The 14,460-nt window shown below is 53.7% G+C and carries 13 protein-coding genes; 9 read left to right on the forward strand and 4 right to left on the reverse strand.

Annotated features, from left to right (window positions below; genetic code table 11):
• Positions 1-69: 69 nt before the first annotated feature.
• Positions 70-1,953, reverse strand: a complete 1,884-nt coding sequence (locus tag TA5113_RS15300; RefSeq protein ID WP_058316156.1) for an SLC13 family permease — start codon at positions 1,951-1,953, stop codon at positions 70-72.
• A 124-nt stretch (positions 1,954-2,077) separates the two neighbouring features.
• On the opposite strand from TA5113_RS15300, the gene TA5113_RS15305 reads away from it, so the two are divergent.
• On the forward strand, positions 2,078-3,262 hold the full coding sequence (locus TA5113_RS15305; protein WP_058316155.1) for a cytochrome P450: 1,185 nt from the start codon (positions 2,078-2,080) through the stop codon (positions 3,260-3,262).
• A gap of 10 nt (positions 3,263-3,272) precedes the next feature.
• On the opposite strand, the gene TA5113_RS15310 is transcribed toward TA5113_RS15305, so the two are convergent.
• Entirely contained in the window at positions 3,273-3,734 is a 462-nt protein-coding gene (locus TA5113_RS15310; RefSeq protein ID WP_058316001.1) for an Lrp/AsnC family transcriptional regulator, read from the reverse strand.
• A gap of 141 nt (positions 3,735-3,875) precedes the next feature.
• Here TA5113_RS15310 and cysG point away from each other — a divergent pair, with 141 nt between their 5' ends.
• Together cysG and TA5113_RS15320 are read left to right on the forward strand one after the other, a co-directional pair.
• The gene (gene cysG, locus TA5113_RS15315; RefSeq protein ID WP_058316805.1) at positions 3,876-5,270 is read left to right on the forward strand and encodes a siroheme synthase CysG; all 1,395 of its coding nucleotides are present in this window, start codon (positions 3,876-3,878) and stop codon (positions 5,268-5,270) included.
• Between the two features lie 104 nt (positions 5,271-5,374).
• Complete coding sequence (locus TA5113_RS15320) at positions 5,375-6,223, forward strand: ferredoxin--NADP reductase (RefSeq protein WP_058316806.1); 849 nt, start codon at positions 5,375-5,377, stop codon at positions 6,221-6,223.
• Positions 6,224-6,296: 73 nt separating this feature from the next.
• On the opposite strand, the gene TA5113_RS15325 is transcribed toward TA5113_RS15320, so the two are convergent.
• Entirely contained in the window at positions 6,297-7,061 is a 765-nt protein-coding gene (locus TA5113_RS15325; RefSeq protein WP_082638132.1) for a hypothetical protein, read from the reverse strand.
• A 284-nt stretch (positions 7,062-7,345) separates the two neighbouring features.
• On the opposite strand from TA5113_RS15325, the gene infC reads away from it, so the two are divergent.
• Entirely contained in the window at positions 7,346-7,804 is a 459-nt protein-coding gene (gene infC / locus TA5113_RS15330; protein WP_442338349.1) for a translation initiation factor IF-3, read from the forward strand.
• A gap of 79 nt (positions 7,805-7,883) precedes the next feature.
• On the forward strand, positions 7,884-8,399 hold the full coding sequence (locus TA5113_RS15335; protein WP_058316809.1) for a hypothetical protein: 516 nt from the start codon (positions 7,884-7,886) through the stop codon (positions 8,397-8,399).
• 4 nt (positions 8,400-8,403) lie between these two features.
• On the opposite strand, the gene TA5113_RS15340 is transcribed toward TA5113_RS15335, so the two are convergent.
• Positions 8,404-9,507: a dimethylsulfoniopropionate demethylase gene (locus tag TA5113_RS15340; RefSeq protein ID WP_058316810.1), complete on the reverse strand. Its 1,104-nt coding sequence runs from the start codon at positions 9,505-9,507 to the stop codon at positions 8,404-8,406.
• A 302-nt stretch (positions 9,508-9,809) separates the two neighbouring features.
• Between TA5113_RS15340 and pyrC the strand changes: the two genes are divergently transcribed.
• From pyrC to TA5113_RS15360, 4 genes are all read left to right on the forward strand, one after another.
• On the forward strand, positions 9,810-10,850 hold the full coding sequence (gene pyrC / locus TA5113_RS15345) for a dihydroorotase (RefSeq protein ID WP_058315994.1): 1,041 nt from the start codon (positions 9,810-9,812) through the stop codon (positions 10,848-10,850).
• A gap of 72 nt (positions 10,851-10,922) precedes the next feature.
• On the forward strand, positions 10,923-11,603 hold the full coding sequence (locus TA5113_RS15350) for an orotate phosphoribosyltransferase (RefSeq protein WP_058315993.1): 681 nt from the start codon (positions 10,923-10,925) through the stop codon (positions 11,601-11,603).
• Between the two features lie 281 nt (positions 11,604-11,884).
• On the forward strand, positions 11,885-13,375 hold the full coding sequence (locus TA5113_RS15355) for a replicative DNA helicase (protein ID WP_058315992.1): 1,491 nt from the start codon (positions 11,885-11,887) through the stop codon (positions 13,373-13,375).
• A complete protein-coding gene (locus TA5113_RS15360; RefSeq protein WP_058315991.1) occupies positions 13,375-14,346 on the forward strand; it encodes a hypothetical protein in 972 nt (323 codons plus the stop codon). Before TA5113_RS15355 ends, TA5113_RS15360 begins: the two co-directional genes overlap by 1 nt.
• Positions 14,347-14,460: the final 114 nt, after the last annotated feature.

Here is a 14,460-nt window from a genome sequence, read left to right on the forward strand (position 1 = left end):
TCTTCTAAATCTGAAACAAAAAAGGCGCGCCTAGTCCGGCGCGCCTTTCTGTTTTGTATCTCGTCAGTGTCAGAACACCACGTTCATCATGGTCATTGAAACGATCAGGAACAGGATCGTCATGATCCCACCTGACTTCACAAAGTCGATCACCTTGTAGCCCCCCGGCCCCATGATCAACGCATTCACTTGGTGTGTTGGGATCAAGAAGCTGTTGGAAGTCGAAATCGCCACGGTCAGCGCGAAAATCGCAGGATCACCGCCCGCTGCAATGGCAATGGAAACCGCGAGCGGCACCAATAGAACCGTCGCACCAACGTTTGACATGACAAGCGTGAATATGGTCGCCAAAATCGCGACACCGGTTTGCAACGCCCATAGAGGCCAACCATCCAGCAAAGCTAACACTTGATGTGCAATCCACTCTGCGGTCCCTGTGTTTTGCACTGCCATCCCTAAGGGGATCAAACTCGCTAAGAGAAAAACCGAGGTCCAGTTGACTGCTTCATAGGCTTCATCAATGTCCAGAACACCAGTCAGGATCATCCCAACGGCACCGGTAAAGAGACAAAGGGACAGCCGGATGTCGGTGAAAAGGATCATCGACAGCGCGATCAGGAAGAAAACGACAGCAAATCCCAGTTTGCGAGGACGCAGCTCTTCACGCGGGAAATCTTGGGTCACCACGACAAAATCCCGGTCTTTCGTCAGGCGCGTCAAAGACTCCCATGTCGAATGAATGACCAGCGTATCGCCCACCTTGAAGGGCACTTTACCTACAGCCGTTGGCTCGTGATCTTCCGTGCTCATCCGGCTCAACGTGTCTTCATCGCGGTGGATGGCAAGCAAAGACGCCTCATAGGTCTTGCGGAAACTCACATCTGCAGCACATTTGCCAACAATGCCGGAGCCCGGCGGAATAACCACTTCGGCCACGCCGGATTTGGTCGCCGCATAATCTTCTGAGAAGACGTCCAGGTCCATATGAAGCGTAAAGCCTTCATTCAGAACCATTTCGCGCACTTCTTTTCGACCGCCCAAGATTGCAAGACGGCATGGGGTCTCCACTTGGGTTTCCACCGCAGGCGCAAACCAACGCCGGCCCTGCCAGGCAGAGCCGATGATGTAGACGTTGTATTCATTCATCAGATCGATGAAGCGTTTGTTGCCAACGGGGTGACCTGCTGGGATCGAAATCTCGTGAATATCGGTCTTCAGACCATAGATCTTGCGCAAGAATTCTTTCAGCGATTGGCCAGACGCCGCGCCATCATTGTCGGTTGCAGACGGCAGGACCCAACGGCCAAAGATCACAAAATACAAAATCCCGGTCAGCACCAAGCAGGCACCAATCGGAGTTACGGAGAAGAGCTCAAACGGCACCATTTTCTGCCCTTCAGGCAGGTTGGTATTCGCAGCCAATATGAGGTCGTTGAGAAGGATAAGCGGCGAGGAACCGACCAGTGTCATCGTGCCGCCCAGAATTGCGCAAAAGCCCATGGGCATAAGCAATCGAGACAAAGGGATCTCGGTGCGAACAGAAATCCGGCTGACCACCGGCAGAAACAGCGCAGCCGCGCCAACGTTCTGCATGAATGATGAAATGACACCAACGGTGCCTGAAATGATCGGAATAATCCGGCCTTCGGTTTTTCCGCCCCGTTTCAGAATAATTGCCGCGACTTTGCTCATCAGGCCCGTCTTGTCGAGCCCGGCACCAATGATCATGACGGCGATGATAGATATCACCGCATTTGATGCGAAACCATCAAACAGATGGGTCACGTCAGCCACGTTGGATGTCGCTGGGATTTGGGAAATCAAACCAAGCAGAACCATCACAAGCACTGCGGCAAGATCAATCCTAACAATTTCAGAAACAAAGAGAAAAACCGTAAATGCCAATAGTCCAAGAACCACCGACATTTCCAACGTCAAAGAAATGGCTTCCAAGTTTAGCTCCTCCTGACTTGTCTTACTCCCCTGATCCCATTGACGCAACGTGCACCTACAAATTTCCCTAACCATGTCGCAAATTCCGGTTGCAATCGCCCAAAACTCTGCAAAGCATGCGCCTATGCTAGACCTAAGACAGCTCCCAACAGATCCCGATTTTGTTCAGAATCCCTACCCTTTTTATGCTGATGCGCGCCGCGTAGGGCCGCTACAGTATTGGCAGGACTATGGGATGATGGCGGCCTTCTCTTATGCAACCGTCTCCATGCTGTTCAAAGACAAGCGGTTAGGTCGCGAGGTCCCTGCCGAGATGGCTGAGGCGCCAAAGCCGCATACCAAGCCCTTCTATGATATCGAAGCCCATTCAATGTTGGAGCTGGAAGCGCCACGCCACACGCGACTTCGTGGATTGGTCATGCGCGCCTTCACAACGCGGCGCATTGTAACTTTAGACAAAGATATCGAAGAGCTGTCACATCAGTTAATCGACTCATTTCCAGATGAGCCATTCGATCTTTTGCCCGCCTTTGCGACCAAAATCCCCGTGATTATCATCGCACGCATGCTCGGCGTCCCTGAAAGCATGGCTGATCAGTTGTTGAAATGGTCCAACGATATGGTCGCGATGTACCAAGCGTCCCGCACCCATGAAACCGAAGTTCAGGCCGCGACATCTTCACAAGAGTTCGCGGAGTTCATGCGCGGCTATGTAGAGGAAAAACGGGTTTCCCCGGGCGATGACCTTCTTACAGAACTTATTGCGGCGGAAGAGGATGGCGAAAAACTCTCAACCGATGAGATGATCAGCACCTGTATTCTTCTGCTGAATGCCGGGCACGAGGCGACAGTTCATACGATTGGCAACTCCGTCAAAACAGTGCTCGAACATGGGCTAAATGCGGATTGGTTTGCGCCAGAGAAAATCGACAAAACCATCGAAGAATTAATACGGCTCGACCCGCCTTTGCATATGTTTACGCGCTATGCCTACGAAGACGTAGAAGTCGGAAAATTCACACTCAAGCGGGGCGACCAGGTGGCATTGATGCTTGGCGCAGCAAACCGCGACCCAGACGCTTGGGAAAACCCTGATCAATTCAATCCATATCGCCCGATCAAAACAAATATGGCCTTTGGCGCAGGACGGCATTTCTGCGTTGGGGCTCCGCTTGCGCGATTAGAGTTGCGTATCGCCCTACCGATTCTCTTTGAACGCTGCCCAGACCTCAAGTTTTCTGCGCCGCCGCGATACGCCAACACGTACCATTTTCATGGGTTAGAACGGCTGATGGTTCAGACCGGGTAAAGTCCCTAAATCAGAGCGGCAGAAGCGTGGTAGATTTAAGCTCTTCCATGGAAAGCAATGCGGTCACGTTATAGACGCGAACTTCCGAAATCAGAGCTTGGTAAAACACGTCATAGGCACGGGCATTTTCCACCCGAACCTTGAGGATATAGTCGATGTCCCCAGCCAGGCGATGCGCCTCTTGGACTTCCGGGCGATCCTGTAGTGCTTTCAAGAACTTAGCCTGCCATTCCGCCTCATGTTCGCTGGTTCGGATCAGCACAAAAAAGCAGGCCTCAAAGCCCAGTGCTTCGGCATCCAAAACGGCTGTCTGATTTTTGATAATCCCGCCTTCGCGCAACTTGCGAATCCGGTTCCATACTGGGGTCTTAGAAGAGCCGACCCGGCGCGCAATTTCGTCCAAAGAGAGCGCAGCATCTCGCTGCAACTCGTTGAGAATCTTCCGATCCATCTCATCTATGCGTAATGCCATTCCAATTTCCCAATTATCGAGGAATTTTCGCCCATTTTGAATGCATTCATAGAATAATGATTTCTATTTTGCTAGACATATGGCGCTTTACTAGAATTATTTTCTATAATAAGCCAAGCCAGCATATCTCGAGAAGACCCAATGAAACACTACCCTGTCTATCTGTCCGTTCAAGGACAACACATTGCCCTTTCCGGCGGGGCAGATGCTGCGCTTGCGAAGTTGCGTCTGCTGATGAAAACCGAAGCGCAAATTACGGTTTTCGCACCCGAGGCAGCGGCAGAGATTCGAGACTGGGCGACGCAGGGCAAACTGACTTGGGTGCCCCGCGCTCTTGAGGATGGAGATCTCGGCAAAGAAGTGTTGTTCTATGCTGCCGATGAGGACGAAGCAGAAGACGCCCGCACCGCCGCGATTGCACGTAAGGCCGGTGTTCTCGCCAATATCGTCGACAATCTGCAGGACAGCCAGTTCATCACACCGGCAATTGTTGATCGTGATCCAGTCACAGTCGCCATCGGCACCGAAGGTGCTGCGCCTGTCTTGGCGCGCGCAATCAAAGCAGAGCTCGAAGAACGTCTGTCGCCAAATCTTGGCATGCTTGCGCGCATCGGCAAGACTTTCCGCAAAACCGTAGAGGTGCTGCCGTTTGGACGGGCGCGTCGTGATTTCTGGTCTGACTACTATTTCAACCTTGGTCCGCGCATTGAGACACAGGGCGAAAGCGCCGCGCAGCGCGCGTTGAACGAACTACTGGTGGATCACGTCAACATCTCGGACGCCCCAGGCCACGTGTCTTTCGTTGGCGCAGGCCCCGGCGATCCGGAACTGCTGACACTAAAGGCACGGAAAGCTTTGGATAAGGCGGATGTGGTTATCTACGATCGGCTGGTTGCGCCCGAGATTTTGGAGCTTGCCCGCCGCGAAGCTGTACTGATTGACGCGGGCAAAACGCCCTACGGGCAGCACACCCCGCAGGACCACATCAACGCTTTGATGGTCGAACACGCCCATGACGGACACCAGGTGGTCCGCCTGAAATCCGGCGATCCAACTGTGTTTGGGCGTTTGGATGAAGAGATGGATGCGCTTGATGCAGCCGAGGTGACTTACACCATTGTCCCGGGCATTACCGCTGCCTCTGCATCCGTTGCAGCAATCGGTCAAAGCCTAACAAAACGCGGTAGAAACTCTGGTGTACGTTTCCTGACCGGGCACGACGTCGAAGGGTTCGCTGACCATGACTGGCGCACTCTCGCGAGCCCAGGTGAAGTTGCAGCGATCTACATGGGCAAGAAGGCCGCGCATTTTATTCAAGGCCGCCTGCTCATGCATGGTGCAGATCCCGCAACACCCGTGACAGTGATCGAAAACGCATCTCGCGCAGATCAGCATTTGATTACGACAACGCTCGCGACCATGGCGCATGATTTGTCAGAGGCAGACCTGTCTGGCCCGGCCCTCCCCCTGATCGGATTAAACCCGCGGGCCGAAGCATTGGCGCATGCTGAAGGTCAGGCAAAAGCCGCGCACTAAACATTGATTTCGGATTTGCCGCCTGCGGCAACAAGATCCGCTGTTCAATCGTGCATAACCTGATACATCGAATGTAGGCAATCCCGCCTGTTTATTGATGCGAGCTGAATCCAGTGACCGAAGCCACAGCCCCAGAAGCGAAAAAACCCGCCCTGCCCGATGCACAGACGGTAACCCAGGTAAAGCACTGGACTGACCGACTGTTTTCTTTCCGTTGTACGCGTCCGGCGTCCTTGCGGTTCCGGTCGGGTGAGTTTGTGATGATCGGTCTGATGGGCGACCCGCACCCAAAGACTGGCAAACCAAAGCCTTTGCTGCGCGCATATTCCATTGCTTCCCCAAGCTGGGACGAGGAAATGGAGTTTTATTCCATCAAAGTCCCCGATGGTCCATTGACCTCGAAGCTTCAGCATATCGAAGTGGGTGATGAGATCATCCTGCGCCCGAAACCGGTTGGCACTTTGGTCCATGACGCATTGCTGCCCGGAAAACGCATCTGGTTTTTTGCCACCGGAACGGGCTTTGCACCTTTTGCGTCTTTGCTGCGCGAGCCGCAAACTTATGAAGACTATGACGAAGTCATTATCACCCATACCTGCCGCGAAGTTGGCGAACTCACTTATGGCGCTGAATTGATTGAGAGCCTCAAACACGATGAGCTGCTCAATGAGGTGATCGGCGAAGGCTTTTGGAAGAAGATTAAGTATTACCCGACCACAACGCGCGAAGAGAGCCCCAAAATGGGCCGGATTACGGATCTGCTGCGCTCTGGTGAAGCGTTCGAGGACCTAGGCGTCCCACCGCTCAAGCCAGAGACAGACCGCGCAATGATCTGCGGGAACTTGGCGTTTAACCAAGAGCTGAAAGCACTGTTTGAAGAAGAATACGGCCTAGAAGAAGGTGCCAATTCAAAGCCAGCCCATTACGTGGTTGAGAAAGCGTTCTTGGACTAACAGACGTCTCGCAACCGAAAACAAAAAAGCCGCGTCATGGGACGCGGCTTTCTTTTTTTAACACTTGATGGGCTTACAGACCCAGCGCCTGCTTCACCTGCTCCAGCGCCGCTTTCAGCAGTTCAGGATTGTCCTGCGCAGACTTCACCGCTTCGGTCAAAGCAACCTTTTGCAATGCACCAAGGTCAGAGCCTTCGATCAGTTCGCCGACTTTGTCCATGCTGAAGTTTTCAGGGTTAAGCAGGTCCAGAGCAGACATTCCTGCATCTGCTGCCGCTTCAGTGGCTTCAGCAGCGGTTTCGGTCGCTGCTTCAGTGGCCGTTTCTGTCGCCGCCTCGGTCGCCGTTTCCGCTGCATCTGTTGCTGCTTCGGTCGTCGCCGCTGCTGTATCAGTGGCCGCATCCGTTGCCGCTTCTACCGCATCACCTGCAGTTTCAGTCGCTGCATCTGCTGCGTCTTTCGCCATCTCAGTTGCGCCTTCAACAGCGTCACCAGCCGCTTCGGTTGCCGCGTCAGCAGCGCCAGTTGCCGCGTCTGTCGCCTCTTCCACCGCGTCGTTTACCGCTTCTTCGGCTGCGTCTTTGGCTTCTTCAACAGCGTTTTCTGCGGCGTCTTTCGCCTCTTCCACTGCTTCTTCAGCTGCGTCTTTCAAGTTTTCCAAAGCGTTACCTGCTTCTTTGGCAACGTCTTCAACTTTTTCTTCAACAACCTCTGCCGGGGCTGTGATTTCCGACGCCGGAGCTGCCTCTGTCGCTTCTTCTTTGGAGCCAGACCCAAACAACACAAAAGCACCCACAGCAACAGCCGCTGCAATGACAACCCAAATCAGATTCTTCATGGACATTCTCCCGGTCCGTTTCGCCACCGACTCGGGTGGCCTCATTTCGATGATGATGAAATGACCGCTCAGAGAGGAGGTCTCAAGGGGGAAAGACTTGCGTTTTGGCGCAGAACCGCTGATTAACCGCTTGAATAGGCAAGGTCTCGCATATAGTTTGCGACACCAAATCTGCTAATTATTGAAGGATTAAAACCATAGCCCGCAGACCGCATAATGCGCCTCCACAGCGCGACACTGGCCCTCGTATCAACGATCGCATCCGCGCACCGGAAATCCGCCTGATTGGCGCAGAAGGTGAAAACGTCGGTGTTGTTCATCCCGCGAAAGCCATGCAAATGGCGCGTGACGCTGAACTGGATCTGGTCGAGATTTCGCCAAACGCCAACCCACCCGTCTGCAAAATCATGGACTATGGTAAGTTCAAATACGAACAGCAGAAACGGGAATCTGAAGCGCGGAAGAAACAAACCACCATCCAGGTGAAAGAAGTTAAATTCCGCCCGAACACCGATACGCATGACTACGAAGTCAAAATGCGCAACGTGTTCAAGTTCCTGGAAAAAGGCGACAAAGTTAAAGTCACTCTGCGGTTCCGTGGCCGTGAAATGGCCCACCAGAACCTGGGTCGTGAACTGCTGGAACGTGTTGCAGAAGACACCAAAGAGATCGGTAAGGTGGAAAACTTCCCAAAAATGGAAGGCCGCCAGATGATCATGCTGATCGGCCCATTGCCGAGATAAGCGGACCCAAATAGCTTTCTCAGAAACCCGGCCATCGTGCCGGGTTTCTTTTTCCAACAAACGACCAAAGTGTTGCCCCGTGAAACTCTTGTTGCTTCCTGTCCTGTTGGTTTTTGCCTGCCTTCTTGCTGCCCTTTATGGAGCATTGCACAATCAGATCTCTTACTCGGTTGCGCCAGGGTACTTTCACGACCTTAAGTTTCAACAATTCCGCATTGATCCCAGCTATCACAACCGCCTCGGCGCCGCCCAGGTCGGCGTATCGGCGAGTTGGTGGATGGGCATTGTCATTGGCGTGCCAATCTATGTGGCTCTGCTTCGGATCTCGCCCTTGTCTTTGTTTATACAAAGCTTTCTGAAAATCGCGCTGACTGTTGTGATAATCACCTTGGTCGTTGGACTTATTGGGCTACTCATCAGCACCTATGCAATTGACCCACAAACACTCCTCAATATCTCGCCGGAGCGGAATACTGACGCCCCCCTCGCCTTCGCGCGCGCCGGTGCAATGCATGATTTCAGCTACATTGGAGGCATTTTAGGATTATGCGTCGGCCTATTTCACGCAAGGCGAATAGGCCGAAACCAGAGCTAGGACGCTATAACCAAAATCCGTCCTGCACCTCCGCTTTTCGAATGCCTTCAGACGTCTCAACGTCCAACAAAGTGCCCGCATCCCAATGGTCAGCCTCAACCATGCCGATCGCGACATTGGTTTGAAAGTCCGGCGACCATGCCGCAGAGGTCACCTGCCCCACGCGCATACCGTTTTTCATCAATGGCCATGCGGCGGCCGGCGGGGTCACGGCATCGCCCGCAATAGAAATCGCACGAATTTGCTGCTTTGGCCCGCTTGCTATTTCCGCTTCCAGCGCTTCTTTTCCGATGTAGTAAGTGCCTTCAGCTGCATTGCAGAACCGACCGAGCCCACATTCCAAAGGCGAATTCTCCATGGTCATGTCATTGCCATAGCTCAATAAACCACCTTCGATCCGTTCAATCAGGTTCGGGCAGCCGGGCCGCACGTTCAAATCAGCTCCTGCGTCAAACAACGCATCCCAAAGCGCCATGCCGTAGGAACTGTCTTCCAGATAGATTTCATACCCGCCCTGTTTGGAATAGCCAGAACGCGCCACAACAAACGATGTGTCTTTAAAGGTCAGCCGTTTGTGACGGAAGAACCGAATGTCACGGACCTGATCCCCAAAAACCCGCGCCATCAATTCCATCGCCTTAGGCCCTTGTACAGCCAATGGGGACACGTCCGGCTCAAACACTTTCACGTCCAGCCCTTCGCCCAAAGCCAGCCCCTTCACCCAGAATAAAAGGTCACTGTCGGCAATGGAAATCCACCAACGGTCATCTCTGTGCTTGATTGCCACCGGATCGTTGAGCATGCCCCCATATTGATCGACAATGGGAACGTAATAACATTGGTCATCCTGCATATTTGCAAGGTTGCGCGGCGTGAGGCGGCGCATCAGCCGGAACGCATCAGGCCCCACCAATTCAACCTGTCGTTCAACAGAAACATCCCAGACCTGCACATGATCCTTCAAGTGCCGATAATCCGCTTCGACGCTTTCAAAAACGGTGGGCAAGAGCATTCGGTTATAGACCGTGTAGGCCTTTACCCCTTGCGCCTCGACCCCCTGACTAAAGGGTGTCGGCCGCAGACGGCGCGATTTTGACAACATGCTCATGTGCAAGCTCCATAGGTATAGGGCGGCCCAAAGCGCCCATATCTACGACGCAAAAAGCCTAGCCGGTGGGTGTCGTCGAGTGGTCATGTCCACATGAAGCTTTCGCCTGTTGCGGGTGGTTTCCGCAGGTCAGATCTAAGCTAAAAAATACCCTTGCGAGAAATTTTCCTTGCGGCAAGCATTTTGAGTGTCTGCGATATTATGACGCTGCGTAACAATTCGCGCGACTTTTGCGCCATTTTCTAGCACGCATCCCCCAAATCCTCTGGAACCAATCCTTTATCCGGTGTAACTCGCAATTCATGACCCAAAGCATGACGATCACCCGCCCCGACGACTGGCACTTGCACCTGCGCGATGGCGCGATGCTGAAGGCCGTTTTGCCTGAAACAGCCCGCCACTTTGCCCGCGCGATTGTGATGCCAAACCTAATCCCGCCGGTGGTGACGGGCGCTCAGGCGGCGGCCTACAAAGACCGTATTCTTGCCGCCCTGCCTTCAGGCATGAGCTTTGACCCGCTTATGGTCCTGTACCTCACCGAAGACACGGATCCACAGGACGTTGCGGCCGCCCATGCTTCCGGATTGGTGAAAGCGGTAAAGCTTTATCCTGCTGGGGCGACAACCAATTCGGCATCTGGGGTAAAAGATTTCAACAAAGTCCGCCCGGTTCTTGAAAAAATGGCCGAGATCGGCCTGACCCTTTGCGTGCATGGCGAAGTCACAGATGGCGATATCGATATCTTTGATCGCGAAGCTGTCTTCATTGACCGCGTGCTGGATCCCATTCGGCAAGCCACCCCAGAACTGAAGGTTGTGATGGAGCATATTACGACCAAAGACGGCGTCGATTATGCAAAGTCCGGAGGTGATAATTTAGGTGCAACGATCACAACCCATCACCTGATCATCAACAGAAACCATATCCTTGCGGGCGGGATCAAACCACATTACTACTGCCTCCCTGTCGCGAAACGCGAAACCCACCGTTTGGCCTTGCGCGCAGCGGCAACCTCGGGCGATCCAACCTATTTCCTTGGCACCGACAGTGCGCCGCATACGGATGAAAACAAACTTCAGCCTTGCGGCTGCGCGGGCTGTTTTACCGCCACCAATACCATGGCGCTGCTTGCCCACGTCTTTGAAGAAGAAGGCGCGCTCGACAAACTCGAGGGGTTTGCGTCTCAGAATGGCCCTGCATTCTACGGACTGCCCGTGAATCAAGACACGATCACCCTAACAAAATCCGACCAGGCCACCGTTTTCCCTGAAAGCATTCAAACCAGCGATGGTCCCGTTACCGTGTTTGATCCGGGCTATCCGGTCTATTGGAACGTCACCTAACCCGCTTCTTCTTTGCCCAAATACTCAAAAATCCACCGCCACCACGCACGCCACACCAAAGGATAAAACGCCATGATCCCCACCAGCTACCCAGCAAAAGAAGAAATCGCCCGCCTCACCGCGCGCATGCTGCTGGAGATCAAAGCCGTTAACTTTAACACCCGCGAGCCCTTCATTTTGGCTTCGGGTCTTCCAAGCCCATCTTATATCGACTGCCGCAAACTGATCTCCTATCCACGTATCCGCAGCACTTTGATGGATTTCATGACCGTCACCGTCATGCGTAATGCGGGCTTTGAGGCGTTTGACAATATCGCGGGTGGCGAAACCGCGGGCATTCCTTTCTCGGCCCTAGTAGCGGAACGCATGGCGCTTCCCATGACCTATGTGCGCAAGAAGCCAAAAGGCTACGGCCGCAATGCGCGTATCGAAGGGGACATGAGCGAAGGCCAACGAGTTCTGCTGGTTGAAGACCTCACCACCGATGGCGGCTCAAAACTCTCTTTCGTTGACGCGATCCGTGAAACAGGCGCGACCTGTGGCCATACCGCGGTGATCTTCTATTACGACATTTTCCCAGAAACCACGAAGACCCTGGGGGACCACGGTGTCGAACTCCACTACCTCTGCACATGGTGGGATGTGTTGGCAGAAGCGCGTGCCCAAAATGCGTTTGATGCCGAGACTTTGGATGAGGTGGAAAAATTCCTCAACGATCCGCGCGCTTGGCAGGAAGCCAACAAACAGGATTAAATTGTAAGAATGCGCTGTGGAAACTCTGTGCATAAACCAAAGAGTTTCCACGATTCGCAGTCTCAATTTTTGACATATCTGGCGCCGACATGTAGCGTGGCTACAATATCTAGGCGAAACCTGTTATGGGGCCACCAAGCGCCTAATCCATCCACAGTTTTGTCCCGCTGGAAATCCACAGAGATTTCCAGATATGAGGACAGCCCAAAAACCGCTATCAAACCCCTGTTGGGGGCACGCGGATAAAAACAAGACCCGTGTCAGAAAATCCGGGGAGCAGTATGAACGAGCTAACAACAATAAATTCCGGTGTCCCCGAGGCTCAAAACGGCGAGGTTGGCGATCCGATGCCGCATTCCATTGAAGCTGAGCAACAGCTTCTGGGGGCGATCCTCACCAACAACGACATTTATGATCGGGTGGCATCGGTCATCAATTCCTCCCATTTCTATGATCCGGTGCATTCCCGCATTTACGAAGTTGCTGCGGCGCGTATTGCGAAGAACAACCTGGCATCCCCCGTCACTCTGAAAGCCTTCTTAGAGGATGACGAAGGGCTGAAAGAACTCGGCGGTCCGGCCTACCTCGCCCGCCTCGCCGCCTCTGCAATCTCTGCCTATGCGGCCAAAGACTATGCGCAGATGATCTATGACATGGCGATCCGTCGTGAGCTGATCGGTCTGGGCCACGAAATCTCTAGCCGTGCCCAAACCATGGATGTGGCAGAAGAGCCGCGCGAACAGATCGTTCAGGCGGAACAGCAGCTTTATAAACTGTCCGAGCAAGGCAAAACCGACAGCGGCTTTGTCTCTTTCCTGAAAGCGGTCACAGAGGCCGTGAACACCGCGAACGCTGCCTATCAGCGTGATGGCGGCTTGGCGGGTGTTTCTACCGGTCTGATTGATATGGATAAAAAGCTTGGCGGCTTGCACCCGTCGGACTTGTTGATCCTCGCCGGTCGTCCGTCGATGGGTAAAACCTCTTTGGCCACCAACATCGCCTTTAACGTCGCCAAAGCCTACAAGAAGGGCATTCGGCCTGATGGCACCGAAGGTACCGTCGAAGGTGGTGTGGTTGGGTTCTATTCCCTTGAGATGAGCTCCGAACAGCTAGCGGCCCGTATTCTCTCGGAGGCGGCTCAGGTTCCTTCCCAGCAGATCCGGTCCGGTGACATGACCGAAGAGGAATTCCGCCGTTTCGTGGACGCGGCGAAATCTTTGGAAGCTTGCCCTCTCTTCATTGACGACACCCCTGCGCTTCCCATCGCGCAGCTCGCCGCCCGTGCGCGCCGTCTCAAACGGACCCATGGTCTGGACCTCCTGATCATCGACTACCTCCAGCTCTGCCGCGGTACTGCTGAAAACCGGGTTCAGGAGATTGGCGAGATCTCGATGGGCATGAAAGCGATTGCCAAGGAACTCAACATCCCTGTGATTGCCCTCTCCCAGCTGTCACGTACGGTGGAAAGCCGCGACGATAAACGCCCGCAGCTGTCCGACCTGCGTGAATCTGGCTCCATCGAGCAAGACGCCGACGTGGTGATGTTCGTGTTCCGCGAAGAATACTACAAAGAGCGTGAAAAACCCGGCGAACATGATCTTGAAAAGATGGCCGCTTGGCAGGAAGAGATGGAACGTCTGCACGCCCGCGCTGAAGTGATCATCGGCAAACAGCGTCACGGCCCAATTGGTACCGTCGATCTGTCGTTTGAGAGCAAGTTCACACGCTTTGGCAACCTTGCAAAACCTTGGCAACAAGAACCGGAATTTTAATGGCAGCGGCGGAACGCCCGCGTTTGTTATTGCACGTGGGCACTCAAAAAACCGGCACCACGACCATCCAAGGTTTCCTGAAGAACACAACAGAGCCTTTGGCTGAAGCCGGTGTGCATTACCTCAATACCGGTCGCACAAACATTGCCCATAACGTGATGATCCAAATGATCCGCAAGGGTCGTGGTCCGGGGCTTGCCAAGCGGCTGATCAATGAAATGGGGCGTCATCCAGATAAGACCTGCGTGATCTCGTCAGAGATGTTCTTCCGCAAAGACATGGCTGATTATTTTGCCGAACATTTCCCACAAGAAATCCGAGAAGATACCAAGGTTGTGATCTATCTGCGGCGCCAAGACAAATTCGCAGAAGCCATGTGGAAACAACGGGTTAAAAACGGTCGCTATACCGGATCACCCCTCGATTACATGGGATCAAACAAAAACCTTAACTACCTGCCGACGCTTGATCACTTCGCTGACGTCTTTGGGAAAGAAAACCTGATCGTGCGCCCGTTTGAGCGGGACCACTTCCCGGATGGTGATGTGCTGCTCGACTTTGCCGGGCACTGCCATCTGCCCCTTGATCTGGCAAAATCCTACAACGTTCCGTCATCAAATTCGACGCTCAGCAAAGAGGTGTCCGAAGGCCTTGGGCAGCTCAACCGAGACAATTCAGGTATCAATACCAAGGACATTATCCGCACGCTCAGCCGTTTGCGCCCCGAAGGCGCGATCCGCAGCGGGGATTGCTACGACCTTTCAACGCGCCGTGCGGTCGCGAAAGAGTTTGCCGAGACCAATGACACGATCCGCGAGGCCTATTGCCCCGATCTAACTGCTCTCTTTGATCTCAGTGATTTAGACGACGATACAGCCTACGCTCTGCCAAGCGAAGACGAACAGCAATTACGGGCGAGACAGGCGAATGACGCGATTGCAATTGCCATGGAGGATATGGGCGTCAGCTAGTTCGTGCCCCCTTGGCTCAATTGGACTCTTTTGCGGACAACCGTCTAATTCCGAGCGCTTTATTTTCGGCACGCAAGAGCCTGAAAACGACCTGTTTCTGACTTCCCCCTTGAC

The sequence above is a fragment of the Cognatishimia activa genome (assembly GCF_001458335.1).
Lineage (GTDB): Bacteria > Pseudomonadota > Alphaproteobacteria > Rhodobacterales > Rhodobacteraceae > Cognatishimia > Cognatishimia activa.